This is a genomic window from Mycobacterium scrofulaceum, from assembly GCF_001667885.1.
Taxonomy (GTDB): domain Bacteria; phylum Actinomycetota; class Actinomycetes; order Mycobacteriales; family Mycobacteriaceae; genus Mycobacterium; species Mycobacterium scrofulaceum_C.
This window is the reverse complement of the sequence record NZ_LZJW01000057.1, coordinates 20,274-34,602: the sequence shown is the minus strand read 5'-3', so window position 1 is coordinate 34,602 and position 14,329 is coordinate 20,274. Positions and strand designations below refer to the sequence as shown.

Sequence of the window (14,329 nt, the reverse complement as noted above, 5' to 3'; positions counted from 1 at the left end):
GCCAGCGAAATTCACGGCTACACTGGCGTGCCGTGATGATCACCCTTGACCATGTCAGCAAGAAGTACAAAGCGTCGGCCCGTCCGGCGTTAGAGGACGTCAACGTCAAAATCGACAAGGGTGAGTTCGTCTTCCTGATCGGCCCGTCGGGTTCCGGCAAGTCGACGTTCATGCGGTTGCTGCTCGGCGAGGAGAACCCCACCACCGGTGACATCCGGGTGTCGAAGTTCCACGTCAACAAGCTGCGCGGTCGTCACATTCCGAAGCTGCGCCAGGTGATCGGAACCGTGTTTCAGGACTTCCGCCTGTTGCAGCAGAAGACCGTGTACGAGAACGTCGCCTTCGCGCTGGAAGTGATCGGCCGGCGGGCCGACGCGATCAACCGCGTGGTGCCCGAGGTGCTCGAAACGGTCGGCCTGTCCGGCAAAGCCAACCGGCTGCCCCACGAGTTGTCCGGCGGCGAGCAGCAACGCGTGGCGATCGCGCGCGCGTACGTCAACCGCCCCCTGGTTCTGCTGGCCGACGAGCCGACTGGCAATCTCGACCCAGACACCAGTAAGGACATCATGGATTTGTTGGAGCGGATCAACCGCACGGGAACGACGGTGCTGATGGCGACGCACGACCACCACATCGTCGACTCGATGCGTCAGCGCGTCGTGGAGTTGTCTCTGGGGCGGCTGGTTCGCGACGAGCAGCGCGGCATCTATGGGATGGACCGCTAAGTGCGCTTTGGCTTCCTGTTCAACGAGGTCCTGACCGGGCTCCGTCGCAACGTCACGATGACGGCGGCGATGATCCTCACCACGGCCATCTCGATCGGCCTGTTCGGTGGCGGTCTGCTGGTGGTGCGGTTGGCCGACAACTCGCGGGAGATCTACCTCGACCGCGTGGAGACGCAGGTGTTCCTCACCGACGACATCTCCGCCAACGACCCGACGTGCGGGTCCGGCCCGTGTAAAGTGTTGCGGGACAAGATCGACGCCCGCCAAGACGTCAAATCGGTGCGTTTCGTCAACCGGCAGGACGCCTACAACGACGCGATCAAGAAGTTCCCGGAGTTCAAGGACGTGGCGGGCAAGGAGTCGTTTCCCGCGTCGTTCATCGTCAAACTGAACAACCCGGAGCAGCACGCGGAGTTCGACGCCGCGATGCAGGGCCAGCCCGGCGTGCGCAGCATCCTCAACGAAAAGGATTTGATAGACCGGCTATTCGCCGTGCTGGACGGTCTGCGCAACGCCGCGTTCGCCGTCGCCCTGGTGCAGGCCATCGGGGCGATCCTGCTGATTGCCAACATGGTCCAGGTCGCCGCGCACACGCGGCGCACGGAGATCCAGATCATGCGGTTGGTCGGCGCCAGCCGTTGGTACACCCAGCTGCCGTTCCTGGTGGAGGCGATGTTGGCCGCGGCCATCGGTGTCGCCATCGCGATCGTCGGCTTGGTTCTGGTGCGAGCGTGGTTCCTGGACAACGCGCTGAGTCAGTTCTACCAAGCGCATTTGATCGCCAAGGTCGACTACGCCGACATCCTTTACATCTCGCCGTGGCTGTTCCTGCTCGGCGTGTCGATCGCCGGCCTGACCTCCTACGCGACGCTGCGCCTCTACATCCGGCGGTAGCTGTGGCGAAAGATACCGGCCGGGCCAAGGGGGCGGGCGGCAAGCGCGGCAGCAAACAGATCATTGCCACCAATCGCAAAGCGCGGCACAACTATTCGATCCTCGAAGAGTTCGAGGCCGGGGTGGCTTTACAGGGCACCGAGGTGAAGAGCCTGCGCGAGGGCCATGCGTCCCTGACGGACGCTTTCGCAACCGTCGACGACGGCGAAGTGTGGTTGCGCAACTTGTACATTCCCGAGTATCAGCACGGTAGCTGGACCAACCATGAGCCACGTCGCAACCGAAAGTTGTTGTTACATAGGCAACAAATCGACCGCCTGGTTGGAAAGATACGAGATGGTAACCTCGCCCTCGTGCCGATGTCTCTGTATTTCTCCGAAGGAAAGGTCAAGGTGGAGCTCGCTTTAGCGCGCGGCAAGCGAGCTCACGACAAACGTCAGGACATGGCCCGCCGCGATGCCCAGCGCGAAGTGGTCCGTGAATTGGGTCGCCGAGCCAAGGGCATGAACTGATCGGGGCCGCTTACGCCCAGCTGTCTGCCGTTACCTACGGCGTCAGCGATTTCGTGGGCGGTGTAGCCGCTCGACGGGTTGCCGCGCTGCGCGTGATGCTGGTGGTCTATCCGGTCGAGACATTCTTGCTGGGCGCATTGGCCCTCGCCGTGGGCGGGCCGATCTCGCGCGGCGCCGTCTTCTGGGGTTGTCTCTACGGCGTCGGAATGGCGGTCGGCATGTGGGCGTTCTTCGCCGCCCTGGGCGCCGGGCCGATCTCGGTCGTCTCACCGTTGGCGGCGGTGCTCAACGCGGCCGTGCCCGTCGCGGTCGGAGTGGCGCTGGGGGAGCGGCCGGGGCCGGGTGCTTCGGTGGGCGTCGTGCTGGCTCTCATCGCGGTCATGCTGGTGAGCCGGGAAGCCGGCGCCCAAGGCGTCACGCCCTATCGATTCACCCCGAAGGTGGCGTGGCTCACGCTGCTCGCCGGCTCGGCGATGGGACTGAACCTGGTGTTTCTGCACCAGGCGCCGCACGCGTGCAAACTGTGGCCGCTGGTCTTCGCCCGCCTCGCGGCCACCGTCGTGATCTTTGTGATGGCCGCGGCCAGCGACAACCTGCGGGCGCCGCGCGGGAAGCCGTTGAAGCTCGCGTTGGCGGTGGCCGTGCTGGACATCTGCGCCAACGTGACCATGCTGCTGGCCCTGCATACCTGGTTGCTCTCGTTGGCCAGCATCCTGATCTCCCTCTATCCGGCGGCCACGGTCGTGCTGGCGATGGTGGTGCTGCGCGAGCGGCTGACGCGTTGGCAGGGGTTCGGCATGGTGATGGCCATGGGTTCGGTGGCCATGATCGCCGCCAGCTGACGGTTGCGGCCCTTTAGTATTGGGCTGCCAGCAGTCATACGCGGGGAGACGACGGTGGGGGCATCCGATACCGAGGACCCGGTCATCCGGGAGTTGTCGGGCGCCGTGGAACGCAGCCCCGATGTCATCGAGTTGCGGCTGCATCTGGCCGGTTTGCTGGCCGACAGCGGGCGGTATGCCGAGGCGCTGGCTCACTGCAGTACGGCACTGACCCAGCAACCGGGCAATGCCCAGGCGCTGAGCCTGTTGCAGCGGTGCAGCGCGGCGCTGGGCGCGCCGCCGTCGGAAGGTTCGGCGCCGGGAGTCGAGCCGTCCGCCGGCAAAGAGGGATTCGACTGGTCGAGCGCCGAACGCGAAGTCGCCGACATCATCGAGCCCGCGTTCGTCGACCGGCCCCCGGACACCGTCAACGAAGACGACTTCGACGTCGTGCAGCGCGTCCGCGTCGGGCTGGACGACGTCGCCGGCATGGAGGACGTCAAACGCCAGCTGGAACTCTCGCTGCTCGGCCCGATCCGCAATCCCGAGCTGATGAAGGCGTACAAGGTGACCGCGCGCGGCGGGCTGCTGCTGTACGGCCCGCCAGGCTGCGGCAAGACGTTCATCGCCAAAGCCGTGTCGGGTGAGCTGGGCGCGAACTTCTACCAGGTGGGAATCGCCGACGTGCTGCACCACTGGTTCGGCGACAGCGAACGCAGCATCCGCTCCGTGTTCGACACCGCCCGGCGCAACGCGCCCTGCGTGCTCTTCTTCGACGAGGTGGACGCGCTGGGCCACCGGCGCTCGAACTTGAGCGGTAGCTCGGGGATGCGGCCGGTGGTGAACACGCTGCTGGAGGAGATGGATTCCGCCGGGTCGGTCAACGACGGGGTGTACGTGCTGGGCGCCACCAACGCACCCTGGGATGTCGACCCGGCGTTGAGGCGGCCGGGCCGATTCGACCGGATGATTTTCGTCGGCCTGCCCGACGTCGGAGCCCGGGCGGGCATCGTGCGATCGCACCTGCAGGACCGGCCCGTGTCCGGTATCGACCTCAACACGATCGCCAACCGCACCGAAAGCTTCTCCGGCGCCGACCTGGCCTACGTGTGCGAGATCGCCACGCAGCTGGCGATGTCGGATTCGATGCGCAGCGGCCAGGTGCGGCCGGTGCTGATGGCCGACATCGACAACGCCCTCGCCCAGATCCGGCCCAGCACTGGGCCCTGGTTTGAAACCGCACGCAATGTGGTCGAATTCGCCAACAGTGACGGCACGTACGACGAGTTGGCGAAGTACATGCGCCGCAGGAAGTTTCGGTAGTCGCCAGTGACCTCGGAGCCCGGCCTCGGCAGCATCGACCAGGTCGTCGCCCTCGCCGATGCATACTTCGACGCCGGCAAATACGAAAGCGCGCGGGAGGTCGTGGGCCGGTCGCTGGGAAACCACCCCGATGACCCTGTCTTGCTGGCCAATTATGCGCGCGCCGAACTCGCGCTGGGCAACCACTGGCAGGCGGCTCGTAGCGCCTACGCGTCCCTGGCCGGCGCGCCCGAAGACGAATTCGCCATGCGGTTGTATGCGTCGTCGCTATATAACCTCGCACGCGAGCGCGACGCCCTGTGGATGGCCTGGCGGACGGTCACGACTCACCCCAATAGGCCTGAGCCCCTTCGGCTGTACGCACGCTTGCTGCACAAATCGAGGCAATCGCGTTCGGCGCTAACCGTGATAGACATGGCGTTGCGACTGGATCCGCAAAGCGTCGATGCCCTCATTCTGCGCGGTTCGATCCTGCGGGACCTCAAGCGCGGGGCCGAATCCCACGCATCGTTTCGGGCGGCGTTGGAGCTGGATCCCGACAATGCCGACGCACTCAACGAACTGGCCATCCACCGGTTGCAGCGTCTCAAAATCGGTCGCGCCCTGAAGGGCTTCCTCGGCGCCGCACGGAGCAACCCGGCGTACGGGCACGTCATGCGCAGAAACATCGGCGTGGTGCTGCAACGGCTGTTCATCGCCGTGACTATCGGCGCCGGGATTCTGGGTGTGCTTCTGGCTTGCGCCGCCGGGGTGAACGACGCGCGCCACTCGGCCGCGGTGCTACGAGTGCTCGTCGGAATACTGACCGTCGGATTGATTGCCGTGTTGCACTGGTTGTTGCGTACGTTGCCCCGGCACGTAATCTTCTCCGTTTTGCGCGAGCAACCCTTCACCACGCTCCGCATCGCTCACGCATCGCTGGCGGTCGTTGCCGGCGGCTGGGTCGCCGTTTACCCCGGGCCACCGGTCATGGTGGTTGTCGGCGGACTGCTGGCCGTCAGCGCCCTGGTCATTATCCGGATCGGGCTCTTGATCGGGAAATGATCGGCCTACTATCCGACCATGGCCGATCGCCCTGTCACCAAGCTCGACAAGTCCGAAGTGCTCGCGGGTCTGTTCGCGGTGTGGGACGACATCACCGCGCTGTTGGACGGGTTGCCGGAGGCGGAGTGGGAGGCGGCCAGCCCGCTGCCCGGCTGGGACGTCAAGGCGTTGGTGGCGCACATGATCGGTACCGAGTCGTTCCTGGCCGGCGTCCCCGCGCCGCAACCCGACATCGACGTCTCGGCGCTCGACCACGTCCGCAACGACATCGGCGCGATGAACGAGTGCTGGGTGCGCTACCTGAGCGCGGAATCGGGCGGGGACGTGCTCAAACGATTCAAGGACGTCACCGACGACCGGCGCGCGGCGCTCACGGGCATGTCCGACGAGGACTGGGACGCCGTGACCGTGACGCCGGTGGGCCCGGAGACCTACGGGCGGTTCATGCGCGTCCGGGTGTTCGACTGCTGGATGCACGAGCAGGACATCCGGGAGGCGCTGCGGTGGCCGTCGTCCGCCGATCAGCTTGCCGGCCCCGCGTCCGAACTTTCGCTCGACGAGATCGCCGCGACGATGGGCTACGTGGTGGGCAAGCGGGCCAAGGCGCCCGAGGGCTCGCGGGTGCTGTTCGAGCTGACCGGCCCGCTGTCCCGCGACATCCGCGTCAGCGTCAATGGCCGGGCCCAGCTGGTCGACGACTTCGGTGGCCAGGAGCCGACCGTGACGATCCGGCTGGACGGCCTGCAGTTCACCCGGCTGGCCGGCGGCCGGCCCATGTGCCGCGCCCGGTCGCAATCCGTCGACCTCGGCGGTGACAAGGACGTGGCCGCCCAGGTCGTCGAGCACCTGAACTTCGTGATCTGATCGCAGCACGGACGGGGAAGATTACTTCGTTGTCGCGCGTTGATACCCGAGTACCATGAATTGTCCTGCCGAAAATCGGCGGGGATGCGAGGGGCTGAACGGTTTCGACTTCGCGCATCGAATCAAGGGAAGCGTGCCGGTGCAGGCAAGAGACCACCGTAAGCGTCGTTGCAACCAATTAAGCGCCGATTCACATCAGCGCGACTACGCTCTCGCTGCCTAAGCGACAGCTAGTCCGTCAGACCGGGAAAGCCCTCGACCCGGAGCCTGGCGTCAGCTAGAGGGATCAACCGATGAGTTCGGTCGCGGGACTCATCGGGACACCAACAGCGACTGGGATCGTCATCCTGGCTGGTTCGCGTGACCAGGAGATCCGAGTAGAGGCATAGCGAACTGCGCACGGAGAAGTCTTGAGGGAATGCCGTAGGACCCGGGTTCGATTCCCGGCAGCTCCACCGGTAACTGGCTGGTCAGAGCCGCCAAGGTCTGGCCAGTCTTCTTTTCATCAACATCGATCGCCTGAGCTCACCTTGGGGCGCATTCGGCGCGGCGACACGTGGGGTGGGGCACCTACGTGCACGACGCTGACGCCGGCTGCGGAAAAAGTGTCCCCTGGGACCCGCCCCGTTGCTCCCAACTGTGAGAGCTGCCGACCAGGCGGCGACCACACCAAGGGCAACCACCATGAGCTTTCATCGTCGGACCGGCGCGCCCGGGCCATTAAGGCGGCCCAAAGGGTCGTTCCCAAACCCCCTTCGAAGCGACAACATGCTATGCACGCCGTGACCGCACATCCGATTTCTGGTCTGCTCCGTGCGGCTGTCGTTGCATCTTGGGCGCTACTGGCCGATGCCTCGTCCCTGCCATCCGCTACCGCGGCTCCCTGCTCCGACGTCGACGTGGTGTTCGCCCGGGGCACATCCGAGCCTCCTGGCGTCGGGGGGGTCGGACAGTCTTTTGTTGATTCCCTGCGTTCGCAGGTAGGACGGAGGGCTGTCAGCGTATATCCGGTCAACTACCCTGCCACCAACGATTTCCGTAGTTCCATCGCTGCCGGTGCCAACGACGCGAGCGCTCATGCCGAGTCCATGGCGGCGAACTGTCCCAACACCAGGATGGTCCTCGGTGGGTACTCCCAGGGTGCGGCCGTGGTCGACGTAATCACCACGCAGATGCCACCAGGGGTCGCCGATCATGTCGCCGCCGTCGCTGTCTTCGGAAATCCGTCAGCATCAGGCACATTCGCGCGGGCAATGGCAGCCGGCGCGCTTCCCACCATTGGCCCGCTTTACGTCGCGAAAACAATCGACATGTGCATGCCCGGGGATCCGATTTGCACGCGCGGTGTGAACATGGCGCCACATGGTCAGTACATTCAGTCGGGAATGACAAATCAGGCAGCGACATTCGCCGCGGGCCGCTTGTAGAGCCGAAGCGGTCGTCTCCGCCGCTGCGCTCCGATGAACCATCGGCACGTCGCGGTCAGCGCGATTTCGGTGGTGGGTTCGATTCCCGGCAGCTCCACGACAAAACATTCCGATGTCTCGGATAGTTGAGCGCGACGGACATCGTCGCCGACCAGGAGTGCTAGGCGGCGGCTACTTGTCCAATCTGCGCACGATTTCGCGGGCCGTGTCGTCGGGACAGTTAAAGCCGGCCTCGCTGAGCTGCTCTTGAACCGCCTGCACCTTCTCGTCCTCGCTGACCTCGGCGGGGATGTGCAGGCCGTCCGGGAAATTGTCCTCCAAATACCGCTCTATCTGTTCCTCGATCTCGTCGATCCAGCCGTCATCGTCGGTCATGTAGCCACCTATCGTCGTGGGCAACGGCAAAGCCGTCGGTTGAGCTAACAGCCAGGCCGATCAGGGCATGCGTTGAGCGTGAGCGCACGGTGAGCAGATCCAAAGTCACAGCGAACCAAGGAGATTGCACGGTCACGCGGTCAGATCCACCCGCAGCGCCAAGTGCTCATCGAGTATCCGGCGCAGGGCGGCGTCCATCGGATGTGCGGACGTGAGGTCGCGGCCCAACCGGCTGTCCACCGCGACAACCGCGCCCTGATGCGGTTCGGCGATATCGACCTGATCGACGAATGGATCGAACAATGCGGGCGGGGTGGCCAGGTAATACAGCGCTCGGCGCGACTGGTTCAACCCCGCGGCATACATCAGCCCGTGCTGGGTGATCACGAACAGTTCCGAGGTGATCACGGCGTTCGGCGTTTCGGCTTTAGCCCATGCCGTCGCGGCGCACCGGGTCTGTGTCAATCTGTCGGGAACGTCGTCAGACAGAGCGAACAACCTGTCGACGAGTGCTCCACCCGTCCGCGGATATGCGTCGATGGCGAGTCTGAAGAACCGTTGGAAGATCTCACCGAAGAAGTCGTGCAGTTGCTCGGTCATCGCAGCTCCCAGGTTTTGGACCGACACCTCAATTGTGCGCCCGTACCGTCCGCTGAGCGCCGGGAATTTTGCGGCCGCGGCGCCGCTTCGATCACCTACCCGAGTCGGCCACGCACCTGGCCAGAAAGTCTCGCTTCTGGTCCGGTGTCGTCATCTCGAGCTCCTCGCACCTCTGGCAGATCGGTGGGCACACGGACTACTTTGCCGGACACAACCGGCGCGAACCTCCGCACGGCAGAACGAGGTTGTGGCGTTCGAATCGACATCGGAGACCTAATGTCGCCCGGCCGCCCGGCGCCCCCGGCAGCTCCACAACAAAATGTGCTGCTCGACGCGGCAAAGTGGGTACGGGCCCGACTGGGTCGAAACACATGTCGGAGTGTGGCTAGGGTGTCACGTTGTGCCCGCCTGAGCGTGGATATCAGGTGAGCACTCAAGGGGGCGTTTGTTGTGCTCACCGCCGGTGAACTCGAGTGATGAACTTTCGCAGCCAGAGTGAGGAGCTCTCATGACCTATCGCCGTCTCGCGTGGGCGCTCGGCGCGGTGCTGGCGGCGGCCATCATTCCCGTTCAGGCCCACGGCGAGCCGCCGACGAAGTGCCTGACCAACACCCCCAAGGGCAAGCAGGTCTACGTGCCCTGCGATCTGCTCAACGCCGGCGCCAACTTCCCACCGGGGCAGCGCTGTCCTCCGCCCATCGAGCAGTACCCGAAGGATGTGGCCGACTGGTGCGGCGACGGCCCGGGCCTTGCGAGTACCACGCCCACGACTCCCACGACGCCGACGAGCCCGACGAGTCCCACAAGCCCGACGAGCCCGACGAAGCCGACGAGCTCGACCACCCCGCCGAGCTCGACCACCCCGCCGAGCACTACGAGCCCCGTGACCCCGACGAGTTCCGCGACCCCGACGAAAACGGCGGGACCGGGCAACACCCAGTGACGAGGCGCTAGGCCGCCGGCGCGGTCACGACGATCGATTCCTGACCGATCTTCCAGGCCGTCATGAACGTGGCGATGCTGACCTTGGTGTTGGCGTGATCGGCGTAGGGGTCGTTGAGGTGCACGACGTCCTTGTTGGTGTCGATCCCGGTGACCACCAGCAAATGATCGGCCGAGGTGCGCTGGTCATTGGAGTTCAGGATGGTTCCGGAGTTGACCCACGCGATGATCTTGCGGTTGGCGCTCAGGTACTGCTCCAGCGAAGACAGGCCGACCTCTTCGGGGTGCTTGTCGTAGGTCATGTGTGACTTGATGCCGTAGTGGTCGAGCAGCACCACCGTGTCGGCCATGTCGATGCCACCGTTCGGGCCGTCGTGAGCCGGGTCGCCGGCGGGGGCATAAATCGGACCGTTGCGGATCGACGAGGGTGTGTTCTGCGCCAGCTTGATGATCTGCTGCTCGGTCGGGGAGTGGCCGGTGACCTCTCCGACCACGTCGGCCACGGAAGCCAGCCCGCAGTTGTCCTCGTAGGACTGTTGCTGCCAGAACTCGGCGGCGGCGTCCGGGTCGCCGTACACGCCACTGGCAATCGTCCCCGCCCGCGTAGTTGTCGGCCCGCGGTCGTCCGCCCTGCTGGCGCCGACGGTAGCTGAAGTCGCCGCCGCACGCGTCGACGATGACGCCCCGCTGCACCCCGATAGGGTCAATACGCTGGCCATACCGATGCAGGCGGCCGCCACGGCGGTGGGGAGTGCGCCCGCCTTCCGAACGTCGAACATGTTGCCTCGCCAAGACCAATCGGACCATCGACTGGTCAGCAACGTAGCACTCTCAGCAAACCAGCGCAGCGCAACTAGGCGCATATCCAATAAGTTGGCAGGCGTTGCCGCGACGGCCTGCCCGCGCCGTCAGCCGCCGGCCTCGATCGCCGCCACTCTCGCCGCCGCGTCGGGCCCGCAGAACCGCTGCAGGTCCACGCCACCCGCGGCCAGCAGATCGTCGATGCGGCGTCGGAGATCCCCCGACGACAGGTGCGCATACAGGTTGGCGCCCGGACACGAGGTCGACGCGAGGTCCCGATGCCCCGCCAACGTGGTGGTCGCGACATGAAAATTCTGGGCGGCCCATGCGAACGCGCGAGCCGCTCCGAGAAGCTGCGCCTCGGGCACTGACTCTTGATCGAAATCGCCTTCGCACAGAACCAGGAAATGGCCGGTGGTGTCGTAGTCCGTCGCGGTGTCGCCCGCCAGTTCGGTGCTGCGCAGTTCGTAGATGTTGCCGTTGCGGTCGACCCCGACGTGGTAGGCGATGTCGATCCAACCGTGTTGATCCTGGTGGTAGCGCTGGTCTTGGCGGAGGTGGGCGGGGGCGTTGCGGTTGTCGCCGAGGAGCACGGCCTCGTGGTGCAGGGTCATCCGGGTGATCGTGTGACGCCTGCCCCCGGGGCGGGCCGGCCGGGCGCCCCACGCGTCCCGGCACAGCAACAGGGCCGAACTCGAGGCGGTCAGGCGAGCGTCTGCCGTGGACGTGGCGCCCGTTGGTGTGGTCATCGAGCGCGTGCCGACCACTGCGGCCGCGCCGACGCTGCCGGCCAGTCCCAGCATCCGGCGGCGGTTGACAACGGCCGGCCGGCTCGACGCGGGCTCACACACGCCTCATCACGATACGGGGACCGGGGCTGCGGAACGTCGCGATCGCGGCGACCGGCCATGGTCACGAGACGGTAACGTTTGGCTGCCGCAGCCCGAAAGATCCGGTGTGGCAAGAGACAACGTGACGAGGAAAGTCAAGGTTGTCGCAGTGTTCTCGCTCGGCGCCTTATTCGCAACGGCTCCCGGGACCGTTGACATCGCCGCCCGCGCGGACGCGTCGGGGTCGGCGCTGTACAGCGGAGTCAACCGGCTTCGCCAATCCTGCGGGCCGATCGGCCAGGACCCACGTTTGACCGATGCGGCGCAGCGGCACGCCAACGACATGCTGCGAAACGGGGTGAACGGGCACATCGGTTCGGACGGCTCTTCGCCGCAGACACGCATCACCGACGCGGGCTACCGCACCCCCTACAGCGGGGAGGTGGTCTTCTGGGGTACCGGATCCGCCGCCAATCCCAACCAAGCGCTCGACCTGTGGATGCAAAGCCCGCCACACCGGGGGATCATCTTGAACTGCGCTTACACCGCGGCCGGCTTCGCCACCGCCTCGGACGGCAACAAGATGACCGTCGTCGGCGACTTCGCCGCCTGAAACCGGCCGGCGTGGCTGCGAGGCCATGAGAGTTGTTGACTAGCAGGTGTATTCGGGGGACGGACCGCGTCAGAAGCTCCCGGAAACCCCGATGGCCCGACGGAACCGCACTACGCTTTGCCGGTAGGGGAGAACCGAGTCGGGAGGCGTGACGATGGGACGGGCCGGCAAGGTTGGCAACGCCTCGCTCGGCGGCTCGCCCTCCGGGCGGCGAAAGGCCATCGCCGTCGGGGCCGTGGTGCTGGTCTTCGTGGCGGCGTGCGGGCGTGGTCAGGTCTCGCAGCCGGCGGCAAACGACACCTGGCAGCTGACGCAGGCGCCCGTCGCAAAGCCGCCCGGATCCCCGGCCGCAAAGCCACCCGGACCGGAGTTCGCACCGGTCTCCAAACTGATCAACGACGCTATCGCGGCCAACAGGCTCCCCGGCGCGGTGGTCCTGATCGGCCACGGCGGCACCGTCGCCTTCGATCAGGCTTTCGGCTCGCGCAAACTCCCGGGTGAACCGGGTTTGGAGGGATCGCCCGCGCCGGCCGAGCCGATGACCGAGGACACGATCTTCGACCTGGCGTCGTTGACCAAGAGCCTCGCGACGGCGACGGCCGTCATGCAGCTCTACGAACAGGGCAGGGTCCAGTTCGACGATCCCGTGCAGCGGTACCTGCCGGAGTTCAACCCGGCCAACGATCCTCGGCGTGCGAATGTGACGGTTCGAACGTTGCTGACGCACACGTCGGGTGAGACGGGCGACGTCGAGCTCAAGGATCCATGGGGACTGGACACACCCGACAAAACCGAAGGCATCCGTCGTGCGCTCACGACCCCGCTGGAGTCCAATCCCGGCGGGTCTTTCCGCTACTCCGACATCAACTTCATCGTGCTCGGCGCCCTCGTCGAGAAAGTCACCGGCGAGGCGGAAGACGTCTACGTCCAAGAACACGTCTTCGCGCCGCTTGGCCTGCGGGACACTCGCTATCTCCCGCTGGCCAAGGCATGTGGTCCGCACACGTTAAGGGGAGCCGCCGTGGAATGGGCCGCCGCTCCGACGGGAAGCGCGGCGGAGTCATGTCCCGCAGGCACGTGGGGCACGGACATCTTGCCGCGCATCGCACCGACGGCGCGGGATGAAGAAAGCAGGGCCGATCCCGCCAAGAACCCCGACCTTGACCGCCTGCTGCGCGGCACCGTCCAAGACACGACGGCGCGGCGCATGGGTGGCGTCGCCGGTCACGCCGGCGTCTTTTCCACCGCGCACGACGTCGGCGTCTACGCGCAGGCATTGCTCGACCGGCTCGCGGGCCGCCCGAGCGACTTCCCGCTGCAACAATCGACTTTGGAGTTGATGACGACCCCGCAGCAGCCGGGGCACACCGATCAACAGATCAAAGCGGCGAACGACGCCGCGCGAGCGTCCGCCGCGAAGAGGTCCAAATCCGCGCATCCGCTATTCGCGGCCCGGTTCCCGGCGATCCCGGGACAGAACCTGCTCGGTCTCGGCTGGGATATCGATACGCCCCTGTCCATGCCACGTGGATTGGTCTTTCCCGTCGGAAGTTTCGGGCACACGGGGTTCACCGGAACCTCGGTGTGGCTCGACCCAGCCTCGGACAGCTACGTCGTTCTGCTCACCAACTCGATTCATACCCGAGGCAGCCCACCGATCTCGGACCTCCGGGGAGAGGTGGCGACCGCCGCGGCCCAGGCGCTGGGCCTTTAGGGCCGCTCGAAGTGTTGGTAGTCAAGGGGAGCGGCCCATTCGCCACCCCACCGCCAGCCACGATCGGTGAAGGCGTGCACCGCCGGATCGCCGGGGTGTAGCACTCCCGGGTCGGTGCGGCTGCGGTCCAAGAAGGCGGCCGCGTTCTGCGGTTCGAAATACCCGCTGGCGTACAGGCACGGGTTGACCAGCGTGTTGATATCGATCGCCCGGCCGTACGCGTGTGGGGACCATTCATTGGTGCCCGGGATGAGGCGGCAATTGAACGCCGACGTGTTGTTGTCCTCCATCGACAACTCGTCGTTGGCGTCCGGGTAATGGTCGACGGTGCGGATCTTCTCGATCGGATAGCCCAGCCGGAAAAGCTGCTCGAAGATCGCGATGACCTCCGCCACCAAGTCCTGATGCACGATCAGCGGGCCGCGATGCGTCTGCCCGTCGAAACCGACGTAGCTGACGTCGACCCTTCGCAGTTGCTCCGGCTCGACCGGGCACCCCGGCCGCCAGGTGGTGCCGAGTTCGGCGGCGGTGACCGGCTCCACGGTGGCGCCGGCGGGGGTCGGCGGCGGGCTGGCCGGCGCCGCGGCCGCCGGCGATGACGGTGCCGTGGACGGTGACGGCGCGGCCGCGTGCGGTGGCGGCGCGGCCGCACATTGCACCAGCACCAGGCACGCCGCGAGCATCCCGCCCACCGCGGCACCCCGCCGCTGGAAGCGCGTCAACTGGGATGCAGTGTCCACCGCTTGCTTCTTCCAACCCTCAAGGCCCGCCGTCACGCTACGCCGAGTTTGCGCCACGGTGCGTGCACGATTTCTGTGTTCGGTTGAACGACGCGAGGTTATAT

At 65.9% G+C, this 14,329-nt stretch carries 16 protein-coding genes and 1 other RNA gene; 12 read left to right on the top strand and 5 right to left on the bottom strand.

Translation table 11 applies throughout. From position 1 onward, the window contains the following. Nucleotides 1–35: 35 nt before the first annotated feature. The 9 genes from ftsE to A5681_RS26370 all read left to right on the top strand — a co-directional run bounded on the left by ftsE (nucleotide 36) and on the right by A5681_RS26370 (nucleotide 7,610). Nucleotides 36–725 carry a cell division ATP-binding protein FtsE gene (gene ftsE, locus A5681_RS07190; protein WP_067271337.1) on the top strand — a complete coding sequence of 230 codons (690 nt, stop codon included), beginning with the start codon at nucleotides 36–38 and terminating at the stop codon, nucleotides 723–725. Continuing rightward, on the top strand, nucleotides 726–1,619 hold the full coding sequence (gene ftsX / locus A5681_RS07185) for a permease-like cell division protein FtsX (protein WP_067271333.1): 894 nt from the start codon (nucleotides 726–728) through the stop codon (nucleotides 1,617–1,619). 2 nt (nucleotides 1,620–1,621) lie between these two features. Further along, on the top strand, nucleotides 1,622–2,131 hold the full coding sequence (smpB, locus tag A5681_RS07180) for an SsrA-binding protein SmpB (protein ID WP_067271331.1): 510 nt from the start codon (nucleotides 1,622–1,624) through the stop codon (nucleotides 2,129–2,131). Continuing rightward, nucleotides 2,128–2,973: an EamA family transporter gene (locus tag A5681_RS07175; protein ID WP_331710635.1), complete on the top strand. Its 846-nt coding sequence runs from the start codon at nucleotides 2,128–2,130 to the stop codon at nucleotides 2,971–2,973. Before smpB ends, A5681_RS07175 begins: the two co-directional genes overlap by 4 nt. Nucleotides 2,974–3,027: 54 nt before the next feature. Further along, nucleotides 3,028–4,275, top strand: coding sequence for an ATP-binding protein (locus A5681_RS07170; protein WP_067271324.1), 1,248 nt, complete (start codon nucleotides 3,028–3,030; stop codon nucleotides 4,273–4,275). A gap of 6 nt (nucleotides 4,276–4,281) precedes the next feature. Continuing rightward, complete coding sequence (locus tag A5681_RS07165; RefSeq protein ID WP_067271321.1) at nucleotides 4,282–5,319, top strand: tetratricopeptide repeat protein; 1,038 nt, start codon at nucleotides 4,282–4,284, stop codon at nucleotides 5,317–5,319. Nucleotides 5,320–5,337: 18 nt separating this feature from the next. Next, the gene (locus A5681_RS07160) at nucleotides 5,338–6,183 is read left to right on the top strand and encodes a maleylpyruvate isomerase family mycothiol-dependent enzyme (RefSeq protein ID WP_067271318.1); all 846 of its coding nucleotides are present in this window, start codon (nucleotides 5,338–5,340) and stop codon (nucleotides 6,181–6,183) included. 90 nt (nucleotides 6,184–6,273) lie between these two features. Next, nucleotides 6,274–6,641, top strand: a transfer-messenger RNA (tmRNA) gene (ssrA, locus tag A5681_RS07155). A gap of 324 nt (nucleotides 6,642–6,965) precedes the next feature. After that, complete coding sequence (locus tag A5681_RS26370; RefSeq protein ID WP_419866297.1) at nucleotides 6,966–7,610, top strand: cutinase family protein; 645 nt, start codon at nucleotides 6,966–6,968, stop codon at nucleotides 7,608–7,610. A gap of 171 nt (nucleotides 7,611–7,781) precedes the next feature. Here the strand turns inward: A5681_RS26370 and A5681_RS07150 are convergent, their stop codons facing one another. After that, complete coding sequence (locus A5681_RS07150; RefSeq protein ID WP_067271314.1) at nucleotides 7,782–7,985, bottom strand: hypothetical protein; 204 nt, start codon at nucleotides 7,983–7,985, stop codon at nucleotides 7,782–7,784. Between the two features lie 132 nt (nucleotides 7,986–8,117). Beyond that, nucleotides 8,118–8,585 carry a glucose-6-phosphate dehydrogenase gene (locus tag A5681_RS07145; RefSeq protein WP_067271310.1) on the bottom strand — a complete coding sequence of 156 codons (468 nt, stop codon included), beginning with the start codon at nucleotides 8,583–8,585 and terminating at the stop codon, nucleotides 8,118–8,120. Nucleotides 8,586–9,314: 729 nt separating this feature from the next. Here A5681_RS07145 and A5681_RS27055 point away from each other — a divergent pair. Further along, on the top strand, nucleotides 9,315–9,539 hold the full coding sequence (locus A5681_RS27055; RefSeq protein WP_067271307.1) for a hypothetical protein: 225 nt from the start codon (nucleotides 9,315–9,317) through the stop codon (nucleotides 9,537–9,539). On the opposite strand, the gene A5681_RS07135 is transcribed toward A5681_RS27055, so the two are convergent. Together A5681_RS07135 and A5681_RS07130 are read right to left on the bottom strand one after the other, a co-directional pair. Next, complete coding sequence (locus tag A5681_RS07135; protein ID WP_231996234.1) at nucleotides 9,536–10,105, bottom strand: C39 family peptidase; 570 nt, start codon at nucleotides 10,103–10,105, stop codon at nucleotides 9,536–9,538. The two genes, A5681_RS27055 and A5681_RS07135, sit on opposite strands and share 4 nt — an antisense overlap. Nucleotides 10,106–10,435: 330 nt before the next feature. Then, on the bottom strand, nucleotides 10,436–11,179 hold the full coding sequence (locus A5681_RS07130) for an N-acetylmuramoyl-L-alanine amidase (protein WP_231996233.1): 744 nt from the start codon (nucleotides 11,177–11,179) through the stop codon (nucleotides 10,436–10,438). A 121-nt stretch (nucleotides 11,180–11,300) separates the two neighbouring features. On the opposite strand from A5681_RS07130, the gene A5681_RS07125 reads away from it, so the two are divergent. Continuing rightward, entirely contained in the window at nucleotides 11,301–11,771 is a 471-nt protein-coding gene (locus A5681_RS07125; RefSeq protein ID WP_197498527.1) for a CAP domain-containing protein, read from the top strand. A 154-nt stretch (nucleotides 11,772–11,925) separates the two neighbouring features. Continuing rightward, on the top strand, nucleotides 11,926–13,485 hold the full coding sequence (locus A5681_RS07120; protein WP_067271300.1) for a serine hydrolase domain-containing protein: 1,560 nt from the start codon (nucleotides 11,926–11,928) through the stop codon (nucleotides 13,483–13,485). Here the strand turns inward: A5681_RS07120 and A5681_RS07115 are convergent. Next, on the bottom strand, nucleotides 13,482–14,168 hold the full coding sequence (locus tag A5681_RS07115) for a M15 family metallopeptidase (RefSeq protein WP_067271297.1): 687 nt from the start codon (nucleotides 14,166–14,168) through the stop codon (nucleotides 13,482–13,484). The genes A5681_RS07120 and A5681_RS07115 overlap by 4 nt on opposite strands. Nucleotides 14,169–14,329 lie beyond the last annotated feature (161 nt).

Coding starts and splice junctions, on each gene's coding strand:
- ftsE (WP_067271337.1), top strand. CDS start 36: ATGATCACCCTTGACCATGTCAGCAAGAAGTACAAAGCGTCGGCCCGT.
- A5681_RS07160 (WP_067271318.1), top strand. CDS start 5,338: ATGGCCGATCGCCCTGTCACCAAGCTCGACAAGTCCGAAGTGCTCGCG.
- A5681_RS07150 (WP_067271314.1), bottom strand. CDS start 7,985: ATGACCGACGATGACGGCTGGATCGACGAGATCGAGGAACAGATAGAG.
- A5681_RS07145 (WP_067271310.1), bottom strand. CDS start 8,585: ATGACCGAGCAACTGCACGACTTCTTCGGTGAGATCTTCCAACGGTTC.
- A5681_RS07120 (WP_067271300.1), top strand. CDS start 11,926: ATGGGACGGGCCGGCAAGGTTGGCAACGCCTCGCTCGGCGGCTCGCCC.
- A5681_RS07115 (WP_067271297.1), bottom strand. CDS start 14,168: ATGCTCGCGGCGTGCCTGGTGCTGGTGCAATGTGCGGCCGCGCCGCCA.